Annotated in this window: 19 protein-coding genes; 13 read left to right on the forward strand and 6 right to left on the reverse strand. The window is 62.6% G+C overall.

Annotated elements, in window-relative coordinates:
• Nucleotides 1-40: 40 nt before the first annotated feature.
• Genes rsmA through PVZ80_RS31390 form a run of 4 tightly spaced genes read right to left on the reverse strand, consistent with a single transcriptional unit; the run spans nt 41 to nt 5,940 of the window.
• Nucleotides 41-859, reverse strand: a complete 819-nt coding sequence (rsmA, locus tag PVZ80_RS31375) for a 16S rRNA (adenine(1518)-N(6)/adenine(1519)-N(6))-dimethyltransferase RsmA (protein ID WP_009051161.1) — start codon at nt 857-859, stop codon at nt 41-43.
• On the reverse strand, nt 856-1,845 hold the full coding sequence (pdxA, locus tag PVZ80_RS31380; RefSeq protein WP_273864987.1) for a 4-hydroxythreonine-4-phosphate dehydrogenase PdxA: 990 nt from the start codon (nt 1,843-1,845) through the stop codon (nt 856-858). Before pdxA ends, rsmA begins: the two co-directional genes overlap by 4 nt.
• Nucleotides 1,842-3,158 carry a peptidylprolyl isomerase SurA gene (gene surA, locus PVZ80_RS31385; protein WP_273864988.1) on the reverse strand — a complete coding sequence of 439 codons (1,317 nt, stop codon included), beginning with the start codon at nt 3,156-3,158 and terminating at the stop codon, nt 1,842-1,844. The genes pdxA and surA overlap by 4 nt, the downstream gene beginning before the upstream one ends.
• Nucleotides 3,139-5,940, reverse strand: a complete 2,802-nt coding sequence (locus PVZ80_RS31390; protein WP_273864989.1) for an LPS-assembly protein LptD — start codon at nt 5,938-5,940, stop codon at nt 3,139-3,141. Before PVZ80_RS31390 ends, surA begins: the two co-directional genes overlap by 20 nt.
• 130 nt (nt 5,941-6,070) lie before the next feature.
• On the opposite strand from PVZ80_RS31390, the gene PVZ80_RS31395 reads away from it, so the two are divergent.
• From PVZ80_RS31395 to PVZ80_RS31405, 3 genes are read left to right on the forward strand one after another with little or no spacing between them, the layout of a single operon-like run.
• Complete coding sequence (locus PVZ80_RS31395; protein ID WP_110175537.1) at nt 6,071-7,096, forward strand: aminoglycoside phosphotransferase family protein; 1,026 nt, start codon at nt 6,071-6,073, stop codon at nt 7,094-7,096.
• Complete coding sequence (murU, locus tag PVZ80_RS31400) at nt 7,093-7,764, forward strand: N-acetylmuramate alpha-1-phosphate uridylyltransferase MurU (RefSeq protein ID WP_016704061.1); 672 nt, start codon at nt 7,093-7,095, stop codon at nt 7,762-7,764. The genes PVZ80_RS31395 and murU overlap by 4 nt, the downstream gene beginning before the upstream one ends.
• A 1-nt stretch (nt 7,765) precedes the next feature.
• Nucleotides 7,766-8,533, forward strand: a complete 768-nt coding sequence (locus PVZ80_RS31405; protein ID WP_009051155.1) for a TerB family tellurite resistance protein — start codon at nt 7,766-7,768, stop codon at nt 8,531-8,533.
• A 78-nt stretch (nt 8,534-8,611) separates the two neighbouring features.
• Here PVZ80_RS31405 and PVZ80_RS31410 read toward each other — a convergent pair whose 3' ends face one another.
• A complete protein-coding gene (locus PVZ80_RS31410; protein WP_110175535.1) occupies nt 8,612-9,610 on the reverse strand; it encodes an alpha/beta hydrolase family protein in 999 nt (332 codons plus the stop codon).
• 74 nt (nt 9,611-9,684) lie between these two features.
• On the opposite strand from PVZ80_RS31410, the gene PVZ80_RS31415 reads away from it, so the two are divergent.
• The 10 genes from PVZ80_RS31415 (at nt 9,685) to trpE (ending at nt 21,883) form a co-directional block, all read left to right on the forward strand.
• The gene (locus PVZ80_RS31415) at nt 9,685-12,078 is read left to right on the forward strand and encodes a PAS domain-containing sensor histidine kinase (protein ID WP_016704059.1); all 2,394 of its coding nucleotides are present in this window, start codon (nt 9,685-9,687) and stop codon (nt 12,076-12,078) included.
• Nucleotides 12,079-12,133: 55 nt separating this feature from the next.
• Nucleotides 12,134-12,763, forward strand: coding sequence for a response regulator (locus PVZ80_RS31420; protein WP_007926150.1), 630 nt, complete (start codon nt 12,134-12,136; stop codon nt 12,761-12,763).
• 349 nt (nt 12,764-13,112) lie between these two features.
• Complete coding sequence (locus tag PVZ80_RS31425) at nt 13,113-14,237, forward strand: ABC transporter ATP-binding protein (protein ID WP_009051151.1); 1,125 nt, start codon at nt 13,113-13,115, stop codon at nt 14,235-14,237.
• Nucleotides 14,238-14,281: 44 nt separating this feature from the next.
• Nucleotides 14,282-15,325 carry an ABC transporter substrate-binding protein gene (locus PVZ80_RS31430; protein WP_273864990.1) on the forward strand — a complete coding sequence of 348 codons (1,044 nt, stop codon included), beginning with the start codon at nt 14,282-14,284 and terminating at the stop codon, nt 15,323-15,325.
• A gap of 69 nt (nt 15,326-15,394) precedes the next feature.
• Entirely contained in the window at nt 15,395-16,642 is a 1,248-nt protein-coding gene (locus PVZ80_RS31435; RefSeq protein ID WP_009045872.1) for an ABC transporter permease, read from the forward strand.
• A 13-nt stretch (nt 16,643-16,655) separates the two neighbouring features.
• The gene (locus tag PVZ80_RS31440; protein ID WP_110175533.1) at nt 16,656-17,480 is read left to right on the forward strand and encodes an ABC transporter permease; all 825 of its coding nucleotides are present in this window, start codon (nt 16,656-16,658) and stop codon (nt 17,478-17,480) included.
• 133 nt (nt 17,481-17,613) lie between these two features.
• Complete coding sequence (locus tag PVZ80_RS31445; RefSeq protein WP_016704057.1) at nt 17,614-18,762, forward strand: iron-containing alcohol dehydrogenase; 1,149 nt, start codon at nt 17,614-17,616, stop codon at nt 18,760-18,762.
• 79 nt (nt 18,763-18,841) lie between these two features.
• Nucleotides 18,842-19,516: a ribulose-phosphate 3-epimerase gene (rpe, locus tag PVZ80_RS31450; RefSeq protein WP_009051147.1), complete on the forward strand. Its 675-nt coding sequence runs from the start codon at nt 18,842-18,844 to the stop codon at nt 19,514-19,516.
• Nucleotides 19,513-20,331 (forward strand): phosphoglycolate phosphatase, encoded by an 819-nt coding sequence (locus PVZ80_RS31455; RefSeq protein WP_009051146.1) that lies wholly within the window; start codon nt 19,513-19,515, stop codon nt 20,329-20,331. Before rpe ends, PVZ80_RS31455 begins: the two co-directional genes overlap by 4 nt.
• Nucleotides 20,332-20,401: 70 nt before the next feature.
• A complete protein-coding gene (trpE, locus tag PVZ80_RS31460) occupies nt 20,402-21,883 on the forward strand; it encodes an anthranilate synthase component I (RefSeq protein WP_009051145.1) in 1,482 nt (493 codons plus the stop codon).
• Nucleotides 21,884-21,949: 66 nt separating this feature from the next.
• On the opposite strand, the gene PVZ80_RS31465 is transcribed toward trpE, so the two are convergent.
• Nucleotides 21,950-22,672 (reverse strand): autotransporter outer membrane beta-barrel domain-containing protein (locus PVZ80_RS31465; protein ID WP_273864991.1); only part of this gene is annotated, 723 nt, incomplete at its 5' end.

Consider the following 22,672-nt stretch of genomic DNA (forward strand, 5'->3'; position numbering starts at 1 on the left):
CATGGCGCCTGGCGTCTTACCCGATAACGCTGGTGGCGTGTCAGCTGGCGCTGGCAGTGTCCGCGGCTTGTTCGCCGAGCTTGTCGGCCAGGCGAACGAAGGCTGCCAGGTCCAGTTGCTCCGGACGCAGGCTGCCATCGACACCGGCGGCTTCGATCTCGGCGCTGGAAAGCAGGGCCTTGAGGGTATTGCGCAGGGTCTTGCGGCGCTGGTTGAAGGCTTCGCGGACGATGCGCTCCAGCAGGCGATGATCCTTGGCCGGGTGCGGCAGTACCGCATGTGGCACCAGGCGGACGATCGCCGAGTCGACTTTCGGTGGCGGATTGAATGCGCCAGGGCCGACGTTGAACAGATGCTCCACGCGGCAGTGGTACTGGACCATGATCGACAGGCGGCCCCAGTCACCACCGCCCGGGCCTGCGGCGAGGCGCTCTACCACTTCTTTCTGCAGCATGAAGTGCATGTCGCGGATCAGGCTGGCGTTTTGCAGCAGGTGAAAGATCAGCGGGGTGGAGATGTTGTAGGGCAGGTTGCCGACCACCCGCAGGCTGCCGGGGGCGGCATTCAGGCTGTTGAAGTCGAACTTCAGGGCGTCGCCCTGGTGCAGGCTGAAATTGTCCCGGCCGGCGAACTGCTGGTTGAGGATCGGCACCAGGTCCTTGTCCAGCTCGACCACGTCCAGCTGGGCGCCGCTGTTGAGCAGGCCTTCGGTCAGGGCGCCCTGGCCCGGGCCGATTTCCAGCATGCGGTCGCCGGACTTGGCATTGATGGAGCGCAGGATGCGGTCGATCACGCCGGCGTCATGCAGGAAGTTCTGGCCGAAGCGCTTGCGCGCCCGGTGCTGGTATTGCTCGGTCATAAACGGGTCTCGGCCATCTGGTAGGCGGTTTCCAGGGCGACTTTCAGGCTGCCGGTATCGATCTTGCCGCTGCCGGCCAGATCCAGGGCAGTGCCGTGGTCGACCGAGGTACGGATGATCGGCAGGCCCAGCGTCACGTTGACCGCGGCGCCGAAACCTTTGTATTTCAGCACAGGCAGCCCTTGGTCATGGTACATCGCCAGCACTGCGTCGCAGTGCTCCAGATATTTGGGGGTAAACAGAGTGTCGGCGGGCAGGGGGCCGCGCAGGTCCATGCCTTCGTTGCGCAGACGCTCCAGGGTGGGTTCGATGATATCGATTTCTTCATGGCCCAGGTGTCCGCCTTCGCCGGCATGCGGGTTGAGCCCGCAGACCAGGATACGTGGCTGGGCGATGCCGAATTTGTTGCGCAGGTCTGCATGCAGAATGCGTGTAACCCGCTCCAGGCGCTCCGGAGTAATGGCGTCGGCAATGTCCCGCAGGGGCAGGTGAGTGGTCACCAGTGCCACGCGCAGGCCATGGGTGGCCAGCATCATTACCACTTGTTCGGTATGCGTCAGGTCGGCGAGAAACTCGGTATGACCGGAAAAGGCGATACCGGATTCGTTGATCACCCCCTTGTGCACCGGGGCGGTAATCATGCCGTCGAAATGCCCGTCCAGACAGCCTTGGCCGGCCCGGGTCAGGGTTTCCAGGACGAATGCGGCGTTGGCCTTGTCCAGCTGACCGGCGACGACCTTGGCCGACAGCGGGGTATCCCAGACATAGAGGCTACCGGCGGCGGCCGGCTGGTTAGGCCAATTGTCGGGGCCGACCGCAATCAGGCTGACGGCCACACCCAGCTGCGCGGCCCGCTCGGTAAGCAGGTCGCGGCTGGTGATGGCGATCAGGGGGTGTGGCTGTTCTTGCGAGGCGAGCAACAGGCACAGGTCGGGACCTATACCGGCTGGCTCGCCGGGGGTGAGCGCGAAACGCTTGGGTTTCACTGTGCCGCCTGGTCAGCGCCAGGAAGTTTGATCTCGACGTAGGCTTCGTCGCGAATCTGGCGCAGCCAGGTTTGCAGCTCTTCGTCGTATTTGCGGTTACGCAGCACAGTCATGGCTTGTTGTTCGCGAGCCTGGGTGGTGCTGTCGGTGGCGCGGCGGCCAAGGACTTCCAGTACGTGCCAGCCGTAGGGGCTCTGGAACGGCTTGGACAGTTGCCCTTGCGGGGTCTTGGCCATCACGTCGCGGAACTCGGGCACCAGGGCGTTCGGGTCGATCCAGTTGAGGTCGCCACCGTTGAGGGCGGAACCCGGATCTTCCGAGTAGCTTTTCGCCAGTTCGGCAAAGTCTTCGCCGGCTTCGATGCGCTCGTAGAGCTTCTGGGCCAGGCGCTTGGTTTCTTCTTCGCTGCGAATCTCACTTGGCTTGATCAGGATGTGACGGACATGCACTTCGTCACGCATCTGATTGCCGCCGCCGCGTTTTTCCAACAGCTTGAGGATGATGAAACCGCCTGGAGTGCGGGCTGGCTGGGTGATATCGCCCACTGCCATGGCGCTCAGTTCGCGGTCGAACGGAGGGGGCAGTTGAGCGGCTTTACGCCAGCCCATGTCGCCGCCTTCCAGGGCGTTGTCGCTACCCGAGCGGGCGATGGCCAGTTGAGCGAAGTCGGCGCCTTGCTTGAGCTGCTGATAGATGTCCATGGCCTGGCGCGCGGCGCTCTGAATCGCTTCGGAGTTGGCGCTTTCCGGGGTTGGAATCAGGATATTGGCCAGGTGCAGCTCTTCGGACAGCTGCATCTTGCCCAGGTCGGAGGCGAGGAAGTTCTTCACTTCCTGCTCGGAGACCTGAATGCGTTCGGCAACACGGCGCTGGCGCACATGGCTGATGATCATCTCGCGGCGGATCTGTTCACGGGCGTCCTGATAGGACAGGCCATCACGAGCCAGGGCGGCACGGAACTGATCGGGGGTCATGTTGTTGCGTTGGGCGATGGTGCCGACGGCCTGGTTCAGCTCTTCATCGGTAATGCGGATGCCGGAGCGTTCGCCGATCTGCAGTTGCAGGTTTTCGACGATCAGGCGTTCCAGTACCTGCTGGTTCAGGACCTCGGCGGGAGGCATGCCGCCGCCGCGCTTGGCGATGGTTTGCTGAACTTCGTGAACCCGTTGGTCCAGCTGGCTCTGCATGACCACGTCGTTATCGACGATGGCCACCACTTTGTCGATGGGTTGTACCGCGGCGCTCGCCGCGGTACTCAGGAACAACGCGCCCAGCATCAGCGGGCGCAGACAATCAGAAAGCTTGGTCTTCACGTTCACGGTAACCTTGAATGCCTTTGTCGAGGAAGCTCTCTACCTTGGCGCCGGTCAGGCCGCCGAGTCCTTTCAGGACGATTTGGAGGAAGATGCCATGGTCGCCTTTCTCGTTCTGCGGGGCGTCTTGACTGAATTCGTCATACTTGACCCAGTAACGGTTGATCAGGCGCAGTTTCCAGCAGCAGTTGTCGTATTCGAAACCACCGAAGGCATCGAGGGTACGGTTGCGGTTGTAGTCGTACTGCCAGCGGCTGATCAGGTTCCATTGCGGCACGATCGGCCAGATCACCGAGAAGTCGTGCTGCTTGATCTTGTAATAGTCCTTCACGTAGCCAGGAGTGCCTGGGGTGCCGTAGTCACCGCCACCCACCGACCATTTACCCGTGGACTGGTCATAACGAACCAGGTCGTTGCGATAACGATAACCGGCGTTGATGACCTTGTTCGGGTTGTCTTCCGGCTGGTAGTGGAACATCGCACTGCCGGAGCGCGGGCTGTGGCTGTCCGGATCCCAGTTGTAGTCGGCAGTGGTACGCCAGTCGCGGTTCCAGCGGTACTCGTATTCCAGTGCGTAAGGCGAAACATTGGAGTGTGCGTCATCGCGGGTCTTCGCATCGATACCCGGCAACTGGACTTCGCGGTCCTTGAAGTACAAGGCCTGGCCGACGCTGATACGCTGACGTTCGAAGCCGTTTTCTTCGATCCAGCGGTTGGTGATGCCGAGAGACAGTTTGTTCTCGTCGCCTACACGGTCTGAGCCGGAAAAGCGGTTGTCACGGAACAGCGACGAGTAGTTGAAAGTGCTTTCGCCAGTGTCGAATACCGGAATGTCGCTCTGGTCTTTCTCTGGTACATAGAGGTAGTAGAGGCGTGGTTCCAGGGTCTGGCGATAGTTCTTGCCGAACCATTGGGTGTTGCGGTCGAAGTACAGGCCGCTATCGACGCTGACGATTGGTACGCCACGGTTCTGATTACTGCTGTAAGTGCCATTCAGACGATCGCCTTCTGGGCCCTGTCCTGCGATATCACGTTTACCTTGGCCATCAAGGTCCAAGTCATACTGAGTGTACTGATACTTGAGTGTTGGTTTCAGGAAACCATATGTCCAGTTCAGGGGGAGGCTCACGGACGGTGCAAGATTGAGGCGGTTACCGTTGGCACGAGCTAGACCGAAAATGTTGGTGTCGAGGCGCTTGGCTTCCCCACCGTTCTCGTCAGTGTAGGTGCCTGTTTTAAGGTCGCGTTCAAATCGAACAATTTCAGTTTCATACTTGAAGTCCAGCCCGCCCGGATGCTGCGGCAAGAAACCATTCAAGGTGATCTGCGGCAGACGGTTGTAAGGCGTGGTATTGGATACCGTCGCCAACTCGTAAGCTTGAGCATTGAGGCGTGCGGTGTAGGTATCGCCGCGGTAGGTTACAGCGCCCTGCTGGTTGATGTAGTCACGACTTTCCACGCCGATCTGGTCGCTCTGCAGATCCTGGAAGTAGTACGGATCGCTGATCTTGGTGTAGTCGACCTCGGTCATCAGACGCGAATCGAGCCCGCCCTTGTGCTGCCAGTTGTACATGTAGCGGGTTTTTTCGTAGTCCGACTGCAGCTTGCGGTCGTCGTTTTCGTCGTTGAGGTATGCCGCGCCGAACTGACCTTCGCTGGACTTGGTCAGGTAGCGGAATTCGCCTTCCATCAACAGGCCGCGCTTGCTCATGTAGCGCGGGTACAACGTGGCGTCGTAGTTCGGCGCCAGGTTGAAGTAGTACGGGGTAACCAGCATGAAGCCGGTATCGCTGCCGCTGCCGATGGTCGGCGGCAGGAAGCCGGACTGGCGACGGTCGTCGATCGGGAAATAGATGTACGGCGTGTACAGGACCGGAATGTCCTTGACGCGTAACGTCACGTTGGTCGCGGTGCCAAAGCCGGTCGCCGGGTTCAGGGTGATGTTGTTGCCCTTGAGCTGCCAGGCGTTGCTGCTTGGTTCGCACGTGGTGTACGTGCCGTCCTTGAGGCGGATGATCGCGTTCTCGGCACGCTTGGCGTACAGCGCGTTACCGCGGATACGCGATTTGTGCATCACGTATTCGGCGTTGTCGACCTTGGCCTCGCCGGTGTCCAGCTGTACATCGGCATGATCGCCGACCAGCAGGGCGCCGTTGTCGCGCAGGCGGACGTTGCCGCTCAGCTCGCCACGATTCTCGGCCTGGTACAGGTTGGCCTCGTCGGCCTCGACCTGCATGCTGCCCTGGCGCATGACCACGTCACCGGCCAGGGTAGCGATCTGCTGCTCCTGCTGATAACGCGAAGCCTTGGCGCCGATAAAGGTCGGGGCGTCACTTTTATTCGTCTTGTCATTCATGCCAGGACGAATCGGTTCGATATAAGCACCAGCGCAGTAAGGACCGGTCTCGGCCAACTGGGCGGCGGTCAGCTTCTCGCGCGGAACCCAGTCGAGGTGACTGTAGTCTTCGCTGCGGGACTTCAGGCCGCGGCCCTTGGATTCGGTAACCAGCATCGGCTTGGCGCCGGTGTCTTCGCTGGTTTCGCCGCCTTCGGCCGATGTAGCGGTGCTCGAACTGACTGCACTCGCGTCATGCACAGGGCGCGGAGGCAGTTGAGCGGCGCTGGTTTTCGGCGCGCAGTCCCAGCCGCCCGAAGCAGAGACTGAGCAGTCATACTGTTCTGCGGCGACCACGAACGAAGTGGCTAGGGGTTGCAGGGCCAGCAGACTGCCAGTAACCAACAACGGAAATTTTTTACGAAACGCGGGGGATTTCAATGCCATCTTATTAGTCCGGGCTTCCTGCGTGCCATCTGCCCGCGGTGTGGGCCGCACGCCTCTCGATGGTCTGAAAAAGATGCTGGATAATAAAGCATGACCCGCTTGACGGCTAGCGCCGTCGGAGACCCTTGCAATGCCTGACCAAGATGTACGCTTGCAACACCTGAAAGTTTGGCTCGATGAGCAGTTGTCGATTGTTTATGCCTCCAACGGATGGGGCCCCGTGCCCCCGGCCACATTGACCGCGGCCAGCAGCGACGCGAGTTTCCGGCGGTATTTCCGCTGGGAAGGCGAAGGCCGCAGCTTTGTGGTGATGGATGCTCCACCGCCCCAGGAAAACTGCAAACCCTTCGTGGATATCGCCCATCTGTTGGCAAAATCCGCAATCAATGTGCCGAAAATTTATGCAGAAGATTTGTCGCGCGGCTTTCTTTTGCTCAATGATCTGGGCAACAAAACCTATCTGGACGTGATCGACGGCGAAAATGCCGACGCCCTGTTCAAGGATGCGCTGCAAACCTTGCTGGCTTTCCAGCAGTTGCCGATGGATGCGCCATTGCCCAGTTATGACGTTGCTTTGCTGCGCCGTGAACTGGAGCTGTTTCCCGAGTGGTACGTGGGACGCGAGCTGGGCGTCGAGCTGAGTGAGCGCCAGCGCGGCCAATGGCAGCGGGTCAGCGAGCTGTTGATCGAAAGCGCCCTGACCCAGCCCAAGGTGCTGGTGCATCGTGACTATATGCCGCGCAACCTGATGCTCAGCGAGCCCAATCCGGGCGTGCTGGATTTCCAGGACGCGGTCTACGGCCCGGTGACCTATGACGCCACCTGTCTGTTCAAGGATGCCTTTCTCAGCTGGCCCGAAGCACGGGTGCGCGGCTGGCTGGAAGACTACTGGCAGCAAGCGTCCCGGCTCGGGATCGCGGTACAGCCCGATTTCGAGGATTTCCTGCGCGCCAGCGACCTGATGGGCGTACAGCGCCATCTCAAGGTGATCGGGATCTTCGCGCGGATCTGCCACCGCGACGGCAAGCCCCGCTACCTGGGCGACGTGCCGCGTTTCTTCGCTTATATAGAAGCCGTCGTGGCTCGTCGGCCAGAGCTGGCGGAGTTGGGTGAGCTGTTGGCCAGCCTGCGTCAACCGGTCGGAGCCTGTGTATGAAGGCAATGATTCTGGCCGCGGGCAAGGGCGAACGGATGCGCCCCTTGACCCTGACCACCCCCAAGCCGTTGATCCGCGCCGCCGGTGTGCCGCTGATCGAGTATCACTTGCGAGCACTGGCCCGGGCGGGCTTTACCGAAATCGTCATCAACCACGCCTGGCTGGGGCAGCAGATCGAGGATCACCTGGGCGATGGTTCGCGCTTCGGCTTGAGCATTCGCTATTCGCCGGAGGGCGAGCCACTGGAAACCGGCGGCGGTATTTTCCGCGCCTTGCCGTTGCTGGGCGACGAGCCCTTTGTGGTGGTCAACGGCGATGTCTGGACCGATTACGATTTCCGCTCGTTGAACCGTCCGCTGGACGCGCTGGCGCACCTGGTGCTGGTGGATAACCCGGCTCACCACACCGCCGGGGATTTCGTCCTCAGCGATGCCCGGGTGCGGGACGCCGAGCCGGGCGCGCAGACCCTGACCTACAGCGGGATCGCGGTGTTGCACCCGGACCTGTTCCAGGGCTGCACACCGGGCGCGTTCAAACTGGCACCCCTGCTGCGCAAGGCCATGGCCGATGGACAGGTCAGCGGCGAGCGTTTGCAGGGTCACTGGGTCGATGTCGGTACCCATGAGCGCCTGGCAGAAGTCGAAACCTTGTTAGAAGCGAGTCACTGATATGTTGTGGCCAGGGACTCTGATCGGAGCCGGGGCTGGCTTTGCCATTGCCAGTATCCCGGGGGCCATGCTGGGAGCGTTGCTGGGACAGGCGCTGGACCGGCGCCTGCAACTGCATAGCTGGGCCCAGGTGCGTGAGCGTCTGGGCGGTCGACCGGCGCTGCGCAACGATGAACTGCTGTTCGTACTCTTGGGGCGGTTGGCGAAAAGTGATGGCCGGGTGGTCGATGGGCATATCCAGCAGGCGCGTCTGGAAATGCGCTCGCTGGATATGAGTGAAGTCGCGCAGCGCCGCGCCATTGCCGCGTTCAATCGGGGCAAGTCGGGCAACGATCGGTTGCGGGGCTACCTGCGACGCCTGGCGGCGCAGCCTCATGCCGCCGAGGGTGTATTGCGCGCATGCTGGCGGATGGTCTGGGCCGATGGCCGGGCCAGCCCCGCCGAGCGTGAGCTGATCCAGCTCTGGGGCAAGTGGCTGGGCTGGACTGTGCAGCAGGTGCAGGCGTTGGCGGCGGACTATGAGCCGAGCAAAAAACCGTTGGCCAACAGCAGTGGCACTTATCAGGACGCATTGCGCCTGCTGGGTGTCTCGGCGACCAGCGAACCCTCGCAGATCAAGCGCGCCTACCGGCGCCTGCTCAGCCGCCATCACCCGGACAAGATTGCCGGCAGCGGTGCAAGTCCGTTGCAGGTGCGGGAAGCCACGGAGAAAACCCGCGAGCTGCACAGCGCTTACGCGTTGATCCGCGAGCGTCGGGATTTTCGTTAGAGAGACTCGTTAGAGGGAAATGCCTCGCGTTCGGCTCCACCCCTGTCAAAACAGAAGCGGGGCCGGGCGCGGCGGGGTTCAGTCTTGTGTGGGTTGCGGACTCAGCCAGCCGCGTACGCGTCTGAACAGCTGTTCGTTTTCAGCCGTGCTGTTGCCCGGCAGGGCGTTGAGCGAGACCTGGGTGAAGTTGGCGTTCTTCAGGCGCTTGCTCGCTTGCAGACGTTCCAGGGCGCTCTTGCGAGCCTGCGCGTTGTCCTTGTAGAAAAAGTCGGCGGTCGCCAGCTTCAGGGTCGGGGTCAGTTCCGCCAGTCCGGGCTTGCCGATGGACGGAGTCTGGGCAGCCACCAGTACCAGTTTCTGAATCTCCGGCGGCTGTTTTTCGCTCAGGTAGCGCGTGGCCCAGTAAGCGCCGCTGCCATGACCCAGCAGCACAATGCTGCGGGCATTCTGCTGCTGGGCGTAGGTCACCGCCGCGTCGATACGGGCAAAGATTCGCTCGGCATCGGCCTTGGCCTGTTCTTCGCTGCTCTCCACCACCGCGCGATCGGCAATCTCGGCTTCGCCACCGGCGGCCTGTTCGATCGGCTTGGGCGCTGCCGTGGCGGCATCTTTGCTGCTAGTGTCGGCGGTCGCGGGCGCAGGTTCGGCCTCGACGATGCGCGGTTGCGTCGCATCGCTCTGCAGGTCGGGCAAGGTCAGGCTCAGGCTGCTCCAGTCGGCGTCCGGCAATCTGTTGCGCAAAGGGCCGATTGCTTGAGGCCAGTCGGCGGTTTCGCCTGCGCCGGGGATGATAATCACCGCGCCCTTGGGGTCGCTGCTGTTGGCCGGTTTCCACAGGGCCAGAAAGCTCTCGCTGCCGGCTTGCAGTGACTGTTGTTCGCCGGGCGGTATGACGCGTTCGAGGGCCGCGGCATCTTCCTGGCTACGCTCAAGGAGCGGCTGGCGCTCGGCCGGTTTTTCCACGGCAGCCTGTTCTGCCGGGGCGGGTTGCGGATCCTCGGCCTTGACCGAAAAGGCACAAGGCAGGATCAGCGACAGGCACAATGCAGGCAGTGCCGTGCGGTGGACAAGGGGCATCGGTTATTCCAGGCCAGAAGTAATCCCGGCAGCCTAATGGGTTGGTCAGTATTTGTCAGTGTGTGAGACTTCAGATGATGCGTTTTCGCTGCCTGCTGGTTATCGGCTGTATCTGCCTTCCCTTGATGGCCTGGGCGGTGCCTGCGCCGCATATCGCCCAGGCGCAGTGGAGCCCCGCGCAGCAGCAATGGCTGGAACAGCACCGGGAACTGCGGGTCGGCGTGGTGCTCCAGGCCCCCTACGCCCAGTACGACCGTCGGCTGCAACGCTTGTCTGGCGCCAATATCGAACTGATGCAGTGGCTGGCCCAGGCGATGAAGGTCGAGCTGAGTTGGCGCAACTTTGCCGATCAGGCGCAGCTGGAAGCGGCGGTGCGCGCCGGTGAAGTCGATATGGCCCCGGGCTTGAGCCAGACCCCGGCCGGCTTGCGGCTCTGGCAGTTTTCCGATCCCTACATGCGTGTCCCGCAACTGGTGGTCGGCGAGCAGAAGGGCGCCGGCGCGGTGGAGCTGGAAAAGCTCGACAGCCAGACTCGCGTAGCAGTGCGCATGCCCAGCGCGGTGGCGGACTACCTGCGTGCGACTTACTCCAATCTCAATCTGCAGGGCGTGCCCCTGGAGCGCCAGGCCCTGCAATTGCTGCTTAGCCAGCAGGCGCGTTATGCGGTGATCGATGAGGCGCAGCTCAGTCGTTTGTCGGCGGAACCGGAATTCGCCGGCCTGGCGGTGGTGGGCGATATCGGCCTGCCGCAACTGCTGCGGGTGGCTACCCGGCGCGACTGGCCCGAGCTGGCGGATATCGTGCAACGCGCCTTGCACGGTATCGCCGCCAAGGACCTGGAGCAGTTGCACAATCGTTGGCTGCAGCCCAAGTATCCGCGGCTGAGCGAGTCCCGCGGTTTCTGGCAGAACCTCAGCCTGTTGCTGGCCGTGCTGCTGTTGGCGAGCATGGCCATCGTGATCTGGCAGCGCCGCCAGCAACAGGCGCTCGAGCAGCGGTTGCTGACCACCCGCGAGGACCTGGCCCGGCGCGAGGCCAGTGAAGAAGCCTTGCGCCTGACCCAGTTTTCCATCGACCAGAGCACGGTGGGCATTCTCTGGGTCAACTGGGACAGCCATGTACGCTACGCCAACCGCGCGGCCGAAAGCATGCTGGGTTATGCGTCGGGGGCGGTGGTCGACCGGCCGTTGAGCGACTTCGAACCCAACCTGCACATGGACCGCTGGCTTGGCCTGTGGAAGCGCGCGCGTGCCAGCGAGGACGCGCCGCCCAGCTTCGAGACCCAGTGTGTCCGCGCCGACGGCAGCATCCTGCCGGCCGATGTGTCGCTGAGCTTTCTGCGCTTTCGCGATGGCGAGTACCTGGTGGTTTACCTCACTGACGTCACCGAGCGTCGTCGCGCCCTGGCCGCCCTGCAGGAAAGCGAAGCGCGGTTGCAGGGGATCGCCGCCAACGTACCGGGGCTAGTGTTCCGCCTGGAACGGGCGCCGGTGACCGGGCAGATCGATTTCGCCTACATCAGCGAAGGCAGCGAGAGCCTGGTGGGTTACTCCCCGGCGACCCTCAGCCACCGCGACATAGGGTTGCGCAGCCTGGTGCACCCGGAAGATCGGGCCAGTTACCACCAGACCCAGGACCATGCCCTGGACACCGACAGCGACTGGTCCTGGCAGGGGCGGATCCTGACCCGCCAGGGCGAACAGCGCTGGGCGGAAATCAAGGCCATCACCCGCCAGCTCGAGGACGGCGCCTATGTCTGGGACGGCATCGTCTGGGACATCAGCGAAAGCAAGCGCATCGAACTGGAACTGGCCAGCTCGCGCGAGCAACTGCGCGAGCTATCGGCGCACCTGGAAAGCGTGCGTGAAGAGGAAAAGGCCCGCATCGCCCGGGAAGTGCACGACGAGTTGGGGCAGATGCTCACGGTGCTCAAGCTGGAGACCTCGATGTGCGAGCTGGCCTACGCGCAACTCGATCCGGGGCTGCACGAACGCCTGAACAGCATGAAGCGCCTGATCGCCCAGCTGTTCCAGCTGGTGCGCGATGTGGCCACGGCCTTGCGCCCGCCGATTCTCGATGCCGGCATCGCGTCGGCCATCGAGTGGCAGGCGCGGCGTTTCGAGGCGCGCACGCAGATTCCTTGCCTGGTGCAGGTGCCCGACAACCTGCCGGTGCTCAGCGACGCCAAGGCCATCGGTCTGTTCCGCATCCTCCAGGAGGCGCTGACCAACGTGATGCGCCATGCACAGGCGCATACTGTCGAACTGACCCTGAGCCTCGAGCACAATCAGCTGTGCATGACCATCAGCGACGACGGCCAGGGTTTCGTGGTCGAGGCCGGGCGGCCGACGTCCTTCGGTCTGGTGGGCATGCGCGAGCGGGTGCTGATCATGGGCGGCAGCCTGACCCTGGACAGTCAGCTGGGCGAGGGCACCACCCTGAGCGTTACTGTGCCGCTGGACCTGTAGGCGCGAGCAGACTCGCCGCTGCAGAGATCATCACTAATAAGAAGAGGTACGAGCTGTGATCCGTGTACTGGTAGCCGAAGACCACACCATCGTTCGCGAAGGCATCAAGCAGTTGATCGGCCTGGCCAAGGACCTGACGGTGGTGGGGGAGGCGAGCAATGGCGAGCAGTTGCTGGAAACCCTGCGCCACGTGCCTTGCGAGGTGGTGCTGCTGGATATTTCCATGCCTGGCGTCAACGGCCTGGAGGCGATCCCGCGGATCCGCGCGCTGAACAATCCACCGGCGATCCTGGTGCTGTCGATGCACGACGAAGCACAGATGGCGGCCCGGGCGCTGAAAGTGGGAGCGGCCGGTTATGCCACCAAGGACAGCGACCCGGCGCTGCTGCTGACGGCGATTCGCAAGGTGGCGGCAGGCGGGCGTTATATCGACCCGGAACTGGCCGACCGGATGGTTTTCGAAGTCGGCCTGACGGATACCCGGCCCCTGCATTCCCTGCTGTCGGAGCGTGAGTTCTCCGTGTTCGAACGGCTGGCCCAGGGTGCCAACGTCAACGATATCGCCCAGCAGCTGGCCTTGAGCAGCAAGACCATCAGCACCCACAAGGCGCGGCTGATGCAGAAACTCAACATCACCTCCCTGGCCGAGCTGGTGAAGTATGCGATGGAGCACAAGCTGCTTTGAATGGATCTGTAGCCGCTGCCGCAGGCTGCGATCGACAGCGCAGCTGTCGCTAAGCCTGGCCCTGGGGATTTTCAGCTCAATCGCGCTGCCTGGATCACGAGTGCTTCGCCCTCGATCGCAGCCTGCGGCAGCGGCTACACGTACCCATTTGCGACACGAAAACCGGCTTATAGCCATGATCGCCGTCAGGCGTGTGCCGGGACTTGTCCAATCGCGCCATCCTTGTAGGGGGATTCCTACAAGGAACCTTCCATCCGACTGAGGCCAATCTCTCATACCCCCCGATTTGCGCGGCTTGTGGCCTCCACTAGGCTTAGTCCACAGCCGTCAAAAAACAAAAGGTGTGGGTATGAGCGAGGTCGATTCAAGCGCTGGGGCGAGTGATGTACTGGTCAGTTTCCGTGGTGTGCAAAAGAGCTACGACGGCGAAAACCTGATCGTCAAAGACCTCAACCTGGAAATTCGCAAAGGCGAGTTCCTTACCCTGCTCGGGCCATCCGGCTCCGGCAAGACCACCAGCCTGATGATGCTGGCCGGCTTCGAGACCCCGACCGCCGGGGAAATCCAGCTGGCCGGGCGGGCGATCAACAACGTGCCGCCGCACAAGCGCGATATCGGCATGGTGTTCCAGAACTATGCGCTGTTCCCGCACATGACCGTGGCCGAGAACCTGGCGTTCCCGCTGTCGGTACGTGGCCTGAGCAAGACCGACATCAGCGAGCGGGTCAAACGCGTGCTGAGCATGGTCCAGCTCGAATCCTTCGCCCAGCGTTATCCGGCGCAACTGTCCGGTGGCCAGCAGCAGCGGGTGGCCCTGGCCCGGGCGCTGGTGTTCGAGCCACAGCTGGTGCTGATGGACGAACCCCTCGGCGCGCTGGACAAACAGCTGCGCGAACACATGCAGATGGAAATCAAGCACCTGCACCAACGCCTCGGCGTGACCGTGGTCTACGTGACCCACGACCAAGGCGAAGCCCTGACCATGTCCGATCGGGTCGCGGTGTTCCACCAGGGCGAAATCCAGCAGATCGCCCCGCCACGCACCCTTTACGAAGAACCGAAGAACACCTTCGTCGCCAACTTCATCGGCGAGAACAACCGGCTCAACGGCCGCCTGCACAGCCACAGCGGCGACCGCTGCGTGGTCGAGCTGGGGCGTGGCGAGAAGGTCGAGGCGCTGGCGGTCAACGTCGGCAAGACCGGCGAGCCGGTGACCCTGTCGATTCGTCCGGAGCGCGTGAGCCTCAACGGCTCCAGTGAAAGTTGTGTCAACCGCTTCTCAGGGAGGGTGGCGGAATTCATCTATCTGGGCGACCACGTCCGGGTTCGCCTGGAAGTCTGTGGCAAGACCGACTTCTTCGTGAAACAGCCGATTGCCGAGCTCGATCCTGCGCTGGCAGTGGGCGATGTGGTTCCGCTTGGCTGGCAGGTCGAGCACGTTCGCGCGCTCGACCCACTTCTAGAGGCGCATTGATCGCCCCCTTGCTTCACCAACCCTGCACGTGGAGAGAACAATAAATGTTGAGATCCCTGAAATTCACCGCTTTGACATTGGGCCTGATGGGCGCGGCGCACGCGATGGCGGCGGGCCCGGACCTGACCGTGGTGTCCTTTGGCGGGGCGAACAAGGCGGCTCAGGTCAAAGCCTTCTACGCCCCCTGGGAGGCGGCAGGCAACGGCAAGATCGTCGCTGGCGAATACAACGGTGAGATGGCCAAGGTCAAAGCCATGGTCGACACCAAGAGCGTGTCCTGGGACCTGGTGGAGGTCGAGTCGCCGGAGCTGTCCCGCGGTTGCGACGAAGACATGTTCGAGCAACTCGATCCCGAGCTGTTCGGCAAGAGCGAAGATTACGTCAAGGGCGCGATCCAGCCTTGCGGCGTGGGTTTCTTCGTCTGGTCGACCGTCCTGGCCTATAACGCCGACAAGCTGAAGACCGCGCCGACCAGCTGGGCGGATTTCTGGGACACCAAGAAATTCCCGGGCAAGCGCGGCCTGCGCAAAGGCGCCAAGTACACCCTCGAATTCGCCCTGATGGCCGACGGCGTGGCGCCCAAGGATGTGTACAAGGTGCTGGCCGGCAAGGACGGTCAGGATCGCGCGTTCAAGAAGCTCGATGAGCTCAAGCCAAGCATTCAGTGGTGGGAAGCCGGCGCCCAGCCGCCGCAGTACCTGGCTTCCGGTGACGTGGTCATGAGCTCGGCCTACAACGGCCGGATCGCCGCGGTACAGAAGGAAAGCAACCTGAAAGTCGTGTGGAACGGCGGTATCTACGATTTCGACGCCTGGGCCATTCCGAAGGGCCTGGACAAGACCCGCGCGGAAGCTGCGAAGAAATTCATCGCCTTCTCGGTGCAGCCGCAGCAGCAGAAGACCTACTCGGAAAACATCGCCTACGGTCCGGCCAACACCCAGGCAGTCCCGCTGCTGGCCAAGGACATCCTGAAAGACATGCCGACCACCCCGGAAAACATCGCCAACCAGGTGCAGATCGACGTCAGCTTCTGGGCTGACAACGGTGAGCAACTGGAGCAGCGTTTCAACTCGTGGGCGGCCAAGTAAGGCGTCATGCATGGGCGGCGTCACCCCGCGGGTGACGCCGTTACCGTTTAAAGATTTGCGGAGTTCGTCATGGCCATTAGCGTTCCCCTGAACGAGGTCACCAGCCCCAGCCTCAAGCAGCGCCTGGCGCGCGCCGAGCGGGTCAACCGCTGGAAGGCACAAGCCTTGATCGCGCCTCTGGTGCTGTTCCTGCTGCTGGTGTTCCTCGTGCCTATCGCAGCGCTGCTGTACAAGAGCGTCGGCAACCCGGAAGTGGTCGAAGGCATGCCGCGCACCGTGGTCGCCGTGGCCGGTTGGGACGGACGCGGCCTGCCGGCCGAGCCGGTGTACAAGGCACTGAGCGAAGACCTGGCCGAAGCGCGCAAGCAGCAAACCCTGGGCGACCTGTCCAAGCGACTGAACATGGAGTTGGCCGGCTATCGCAGCCTGCTGACCAAAACCGCACGTGCCTTGCCGTTCAAGGAGGAGCCGGCTTCCTATAAGGAAGCGCTGGAAGCCATCGACGAGCGCTGGGGCGACCCGGCCTACTGGCAGGCGGTACGCCGCAACACCAGCAGCCTGACCCCGTTCTACCTGCTGGCCGCCGTCGACCATCGGATCGACGACCTGGGGGAGATCGCCCCGGCGACCCCTGACCAGGCCATCTACCTGGATATCTTCGCCCGGACCTTCTGGATGGGCCTGGTGATTACCGGCATCTGCCTGGTGCTGGCTTACCCCCTGGCGTACCTGCTGGCCAACCTGCCGGCGCGCCAGAGCAACCTGCTGATGATTCTGGTGTTGCTGCCGTTCTGGACGTCGATCCTGGTGCGTGTGGCGGCGTGGATCGTGCTGCTGCAATCGGGTGGCCTGATCAACAGTGCGCTGATGGCCATGGGGGTGATCGACAAACCGCTGGAGCTGGTGTTCAACCGCACCGGGGTCTACATCTCCATGGTGCACATCCTGCTGCCGTTCATGATCCTGCCGATCTACAGCGTGATGAAAGGCATCTCGCCGACCTATATGCGCGCGGCGATTTCCCTTGGCTGCCATCCGTTCGCCAGTTTCTGGCGAGTGTATTTCCCACAAACCTATGCCGGCGTCGGCGCCGGTTGCCTGCTGGTGTTCATCCTTGCCATCGGCTACTACATCACCCCGGCGCTGCTGGGCAGCCCGAACGACCAGATGGTCAGCTACTTCGTCGCCTTCTACACCAACACCAGCATCAACTGGGGCATGGCGACCGCGCTGGGCGGCCTGCTGCTGTTGGCGACCATCGTGCTGTATCTGATCTACAGCTGGCTGGTGGGCGCCAGTCGCCTGCGCCTGAGCTAAGGAGAGAATCGAAATGCTGAGCCCTTACATGTCGCCCGTCGAGCGGATCTGGTTCTACAGCTTGCGGATTCTCTGCGGCTTGATCCTGTTGTTCCTGATCCTGCCGGTGCTGGTGATCATTCCGCTGTCGTTCAACTCGGGCAGCTTCCTGGTGTACCCGCTGCAAGGCTTCTCGCTGCAGTGGTATCACGACTTCTTCGGCTCGGCGGAATGGATGCGTGCCCTGAAGAACAGCATCATCGTCGCCCCGGCGGCCACGGTACTGGCCATGGTCTTCGGCACGCTGGCGGCGATCGGCCTGACCCGCGGCGACTTCCCCGGCAAGGCACTGGTGATGGCGCTGGTGATTTCGCCGATGGTGGTGCCGGTGGTGATCATCGGCGTGGCCAGCTACCTGTTCTTCGCGCCCCTGGGCATGGGTAACAGTTTCTTCTCGCTGATCATCGTCCACGCCGTGCTGGGTGTGCCTTTCGTGATCATCACGGTCTCGGCCACTTTGCAGGGCTTCAACCAGAACCTGGTACGGGCCGCGGCCAGCCTCGGCGCTTCGCCGCTGACGGCGTTCCGCCGGGTGACCCTGCCGTTGATTGCGCCGGGGGTGATCAGCGGCGCGTTGTTCGCCTTTGCCACCTCGTTCGATGAAGTGGTGGTCACGCTGTTCCTCGCCGGCCCCGAGCAAGCCACCTTGCCCCGGCAGATGTTCAGCGGCATCCGCGAAAACCTCAGCCCGACCATCGCTGCCGCGGCGACGCTGCTGATCGCCTTCTCGGTGATTCTGCTGCTGACCCTGGAATGGCTGCGTGGCCGCAGCGAAAAACTGCGTACAGCACCGGTCTGATCGCCACGGACAGATCGCTCCCGCACCGACCGTGGGAGCGATCTGCTACGCCATTCATTGGCTGAATGGCAGACAACCCCGAATCCCCAGCTACTCTTGTGCCAGCTTCCCCCCTTTATAAGAGGCCGCGCACATGAGTCTTTCCTCTTTCAAAATCGCCCACAAACTGCTCACCGGTTCTGCCGCCATCGAGCAACTGTCCACCGAACTGAGCCGCCTGGATGTCGATAACCCGCTGATCGTCACCGATGCCGCGCTGGTCAAGTCCGGCACCGTGGAGCTGGCGCTGGCGCAGTTGGGCGGGCGTGACTACGAGATTTTCGACCGGGTGCTGCCCGACCCGGAAATCGCCATCGTCGAAGACTGCATGCAGGTTTACCGCGAAGGCGGGCACGACGGGCTGATCGGCCTGGGCGGCGGCAGTGCCATCGATATCGCCAAAAGTGTCGCGGCCTACGCCGGTTATCACGGGGCGCTGGAAGACCTGTTCGGTATCGACCAGGTGCCGCGCAAGGGGCCGCCGCTGATCGCCATCCCCACCACAGCCGGCACCGGCTCCGAAGTCACCAATGTGGCGATTCTCTCGGACAAGGTCGCGCAGCTGAAAAAGGGCATTGTCAGCGACTACCTGTTGCCGGATGTGGCGCTGGTCAGCCCGCAGATGACCCTGACTTGCCCGCGCAGTGTCACCGCCGCCAGCGGTGTCGATGCCTTGGTGCACGCCATCGAGTCCTACCTGTCGCTCAACGCCTCGCCCATCACCGACTCCCTGGCCATTGGCGCCATCCGGCTGATCGTCCAGGCGCTGCCCAAGGCCTACGCCAATCCTGCCCACCTCCAGGCCCGCGAAGATATGGCCACCGCCAGCCTGATGGCCGGTATGGCTTTCGGCAACGCCGGGGTCGGCGCGGTGCACGCGTTGGCGTATCCACTGGGCGGGCGCTTCAACATCGGCCATGGCGTCAGCAATGCCTTGCTGCTGCCGTACGTCATGACCTGGAACAAGATGGCCTGTGTCGAGCGCATGCAGGATATCGCCGAGGCCATGGGGGTGAAGACCGCTCATCTGAGTGCAGCCCAGGCTGCCGACAAGGCCGTCGAGGCCATGACCCAGCTTTGCGCCGCGGTGGAGATTCCAGCGGGGCTGCGCAGCTTCGGGGTGCCGGAGGAGGCCATTCCGTCCATGGCGGTAGAGGCCGCGGGGATCGAGCGCCTGATGCGCAACAACCCGCGCAAGCTGAGCCCGGGCGACATAGAGAAGATCTATCGCGCGGCTTACTGATCATCGCAGTCACGGTGCGCGCGCCAAAGCATGAGGTATACAATGCGCGCCACCGTGATTCTGCTCAAAAAGGTGCGTCATGCAGCCCTTCGCAATTGCTCCGTCGATCCTCTCCGCCGATTTCGCCCGCCTGGGCGAGGAAGTGGACAATGTTCTCGCCGCTGGCGCCGATATCGTGCACTTCGATGTCATGGACAACCATTACGTACCCAACCTGACCATCGGCCCGATGGTCTGCGCTGCCCTGCGTAAGTACGGCATCACCGCGCCGATCGACGCCCACCTGATGGTGAGCCCGGTGGACCGGATCATCGGCGACTTCATCGAGGCCGGTGCGACCTATATCACCTTCCACCCGGAAGCCACGCTGCACGTCGACCGTTCCCTGCAGATGATCCGCGAAGGCGGCTGCAAGGCCGGCCTGGTATTCAACCCGGCCACCCCGCTGGACGTGCTCAAGTACGTCATGGACAAGGTCGACATGGTCCTGCTGATGAGCGTCAACCCGGGTTTTGGCGGCCAGAAGTTCATTCCGGGCACCCTCGACAAACTGCGTGAGGCCCGTGCCCTGATCGACGCTTCCGGTCGCGATATCCGCCTGGAAATCGACGGCGGGGTGAATGTGAACAACATCCGCGAAATCGCTGCCGCGGGTGCCGATACCTTCGTGGCGGGCTCGGCGATCTTCAATGCGCCGAACTACCAGGATGTGATCGAGAAGATGCGCGCCGAACTGGCGCTGGCGCGTCCATGAGCGGTTTCGAGCAGTTGTTCCCGGGGCGTCTGCCACGACTGGTGATGTTCGACCTGGATGGCACCCTGGTCGATTCGGTTCCCGACCTCGCGGCGGCCGTGGACGACATGCTGCTCAAACTGGGGCGTCCGCCCGCCGGTATCGAATCGGTGCGTGAGTGGGTCGGCAATGGCGCGCAGATGCTGGTGCGCCGGGCCCTGGCCAACGACATCGCGGCGCAGGGTGTCGACGATGTCGAGGCCGAGCGCGGGCTGGAGCTGTTCAACAGCGCCTATGAGGATGGCCACGAACTGACCGTGGTCTATCCTGGCGTGCGCGACACCCTCAAATGGCTGCACAAGCAGGGCGTCGAAATGGCGCTGATCACCAACAAGCCGGAGCGTTTTGTCGCGCCCCTGCTGGATCAGATGAAGATCGGCCGTTATTTCCGCTGGATCATCGGTGGCGATACCCTGCCACAGAAGAAGCCCGACCCGGCCGCCCTGTTTTTCGTCATGAAAATGGCCAGTATCCCGGCCTCGCAATCGCTGTTCGTCGGTGACTCGCGCAGCGACGTACAGGCGGCGAAAGCTGCGGGTGTGAAGTGCGTGGCATTGAGCTATGGCTACAACCACGGACGGCCGATTGCCGAGGAAATGCCGGCCCTGGTGATCGACGATCTGCGCCAGCTAATTCCCGGTTGCCTGGATCCGGCCGCTGAGATAACGTTGCCCGACGCTGTTCAATCCCCTCCTGGAAACGCCATCGTGGTGGTTACTCGCAAACTCTGGATGAAAGTCATCAAGGCCCTGGCCCGCTGGCGTTGGCGCGCCTGACTTGTTCCTGGCCGGTCTTCCGGCGCGTTTGCATACCTGACTGTCAGAACCTCAAGCCACGAGGCACCCCATGATCCGCGAAGAATTCCTGCGTTTGGCCGCTGCCGGCTACAACCGCATCCCGCTTGCCCGCGAAACCCTGGCCGACTTCGACACGCCGCTGTCGATCTACCTGAAACTGGCCGACCAGCCCAACTCCTACCTCCTGGAGTCGGTGCAGGGCGGCGAGAAGTGGGGCCGTTACTCGATCATCGGCTTGCCCTGCCGCACCGTGCTGCGGGTGCATGACCACCATGTCAGCATCACCGTCGATGGCGTCGAGACCGAAAGTCATGACGTGGCCGATCCGCTGGCGTTCGTCGAAGAATTCAAGGCGCGTTACCAGGTGCCGACCATCGCGGGCCTGCCGCGTTTCAACGGTGGCCTGGTCGGCTATTTCGGCTACGACTGTGTGCGTTATGTGGAGAAGCGTCTGGGCAAGTGCCCGAACCCGGATCCGATTGGCGTACCGGACATTCTGCTGATGGTCTCCGACGCCGTGGTGGTGTTCGATAACCTCGCCGGCAAGATGCACGCCATCGTCCTCGCCGACCCGTCCCAGGACAATGCTTTCGAGCAAGGCCAGGCGCGCCTGCAGGCGTTGCTGGAGAAGCTGCGCCAGCCCACCACCCCACGTCCTGGCCTGGATTTCAGCAAGCAGCAGGCGTCCGACCCGGTGTTCCGCTCCAGTTTCACCCAGGGTGACTACGAGCGTGCCGTCGATACCATCAAGGAGTACATCCTGGCGGGCGACTGCATGCAGGTAGTGCCGTCGCAGCGCATGTCCATCGACTTCAAGGCGGCGCCGATCGACCTGTATCGCGCATTGCGTTGCTTCAACCCGACGCCTTACATGTACTTCTTCAACTTCGGCGACTTCCATGTGGTCGGCAGTTCGCCGGAAGTGCTGGTGCGGGTCGAAGACAACCTGATCACCGTTCGCCCGATCGCCGGTACTCGCCCACGCGGTGCCAACGAAGAGGCGGACCAGGCGCTGGAGAAGGACCTGTTGTCCGACGACAAGGAAATCGCCGAACACTTGATGCTCATCGACCTGGGGCGCAACGACACCGGGCGGGTTTCCGAGATCGGTTCGGTGAAGCTCACCGAGAAGATGGTAATCGAGCGTTATTCCAACGTGATGCACATTGTCTCCAACGTCACGGGCCAGTTGAAGGCCGGACTGACCGCGATGGATGCGCTGCGGGCGATTCTGCCGGCGGGTACCTTGTCGGGCGCGCCGAAGATCCGCGCGATGGAAATCATCGACGAGCTGGAGCCGGTCAAGCGCGGTGTGTATGGCGGGGCCGTGGGTTATTTCGCCTGGAACGGCAACATGGACACCGCCATCGCCATTCGTACGGCGGTGATCAAGGATGGCGAACTGCATGTGCAGGCCGGTGGCGGCATAGTCGCCGACTCGGTGCCGGCGCTGGAATGGGAAGAAACCCTGAACAAGCGTCGCGCCATGTTCCGCGCGGTGGCCTTGGCCGAGCAAACGCCCGATAGCTGAGTCGGGAAACGAGCCATAAAAAAACGCTGCCTCCTCACGGGGGCAGCGTTTTTTATGGCCTGCAGTTTAGAAGTCGAGACTGACCCCGACGTTGATACCTTGCTGGGTGAAGTCATCGTCCTTGCGGATGTTGTAGCTGGCACGCAGGGCCAGGTCCTGGGTGAGCTTGTGGCTGACCCCGAGGTTCAGGCGGTTCAGGTTGGTCTGCGGGGTATAGCCTTCGAGGGTGTAGTTGTTGTCCGGCAGGCTGTTGAGGGCCATGGTCAGCTTCTGGGTATCGTCCTCGTATTCCTTTTCGTGGGCGATTTCGCCGAACACCTGGGTTTGCTGGGTGATCTGATACTTGCCCTGCAAGCCGATGCCCAAGCGCCGTGAGGTGCGTTTCTGGTCATCGAAGGTCAGTGCAGTGGAGTCGTTGCCGTCTTCGGAGTAACCGTCGACCTTGGCCCGCGCGTAGTCGGCGCTGATGAACGGCGACAGGTGCCACGGGCTGCTGGCCTGCTGCGCGATGTCGTAGCCCAGGCGAGTGCTGAAGGCCAGGATGTCGCCGCTGGTGTCGCCTTTTTCCCCGCGCTCGTTGGGGCCCAGGTCGAATTTGCGCTTGAGGTTGTCGTAGTCCAGGTGTCCGGCGGTAGCCGCCGCGTCGGCCCACCAGCGGTTTTGCTGGTACTGGACGAAGGCGGTGCCCAGGTAGGTGTTGAGCTTGTAGTCCGAATCGTTGCTGCCCGCTTCGAGCTTCTGCCGATAGGCGCCGGCCAGCACGCCCACTCGCCAGGCCTCGTCGAGCCG

The sequence above is a fragment of the Pseudomonas sp. B3G-3 genome, from assembly GCF_028640915.1.
Lineage (GTDB): Bacteria > Pseudomonadota > Gammaproteobacteria > Pseudomonadales > Pseudomonadaceae > Aquipseudomonas > Aquipseudomonas chlororaphis_I.

Coding starts and splice junctions, on each gene's coding strand:
- murU (WP_016704061.1), top strand. CDS start 7,093: ATGAAGGCAATGATTCTGGCCGCGGGCAAGGGCGAACGGATGCGCCCC.
- PVZ80_RS31440 (WP_110175533.1), top strand. CDS start 16,656: ATGCTGAGCCCTTACATGTCGCCCGTCGAGCGGATCTGGTTCTACAGC.
- PVZ80_RS31435 (WP_009045872.1), top strand. CDS start 15,395: ATGGCCATTAGCGTTCCCCTGAACGAGGTCACCAGCCCCAGCCTCAAG.
- PVZ80_RS31395 (WP_110175537.1), top strand. CDS start 6,071: ATGCCTGACCAAGATGTACGCTTGCAACACCTGAAAGTTTGGCTCGAT.
- PVZ80_RS31430 (WP_273864990.1), top strand. CDS start 14,282: ATGTTGAGATCCCTGAAATTCACCGCTTTGACATTGGGCCTGATGGGC.
- PVZ80_RS31445 (WP_016704057.1), top strand. CDS start 17,614: ATGAGTCTTTCCTCTTTCAAAATCGCCCACAAACTGCTCACCGGTTCT.
- trpE (WP_009051145.1), top strand. CDS start 20,402: ATGATCCGCGAAGAATTCCTGCGTTTGGCCGCTGCCGGCTACAACCGC.
- PVZ80_RS31405 (WP_009051155.1), top strand. CDS start 7,766: ATGTTGTGGCCAGGGACTCTGATCGGAGCCGGGGCTGGCTTTGCCATT.
- PVZ80_RS31410 (WP_110175535.1), bottom strand. CDS start 9,610: ATGCCCCTTGTCCACCGCACGGCACTGCCTGCATTGTGCCTGTCGCTG.
- rsmA (WP_009051161.1), bottom strand. CDS start 859: ATGACCGAGCAATACCAGCACCGGGCGCGCAAGCGCTTCGGCCAGAAC.
- PVZ80_RS31390 (WP_273864989.1), bottom strand. CDS start 5,940: ATGGCATTGAAATCCCCCGCGTTTCGTAAAAAATTTCCGTTGTTGGTT.
- PVZ80_RS31425 (WP_009051151.1), top strand. CDS start 13,113: ATGAGCGAGGTCGATTCAAGCGCTGGGGCGAGTGATGTACTGGTCAGT.
- PVZ80_RS31455 (WP_009051146.1), top strand. CDS start 19,513: ATGAGCGGTTTCGAGCAGTTGTTCCCGGGGCGTCTGCCACGACTGGTG.
- PVZ80_RS31415 (WP_016704059.1), top strand. CDS start 9,685: ATGATGCGTTTTCGCTGCCTGCTGGTTATCGGCTGTATCTGCCTTCCC.
- rpe (WP_009051147.1), top strand. CDS start 18,842: ATGCAGCCCTTCGCAATTGCTCCGTCGATCCTCTCCGCCGATTTCGCC.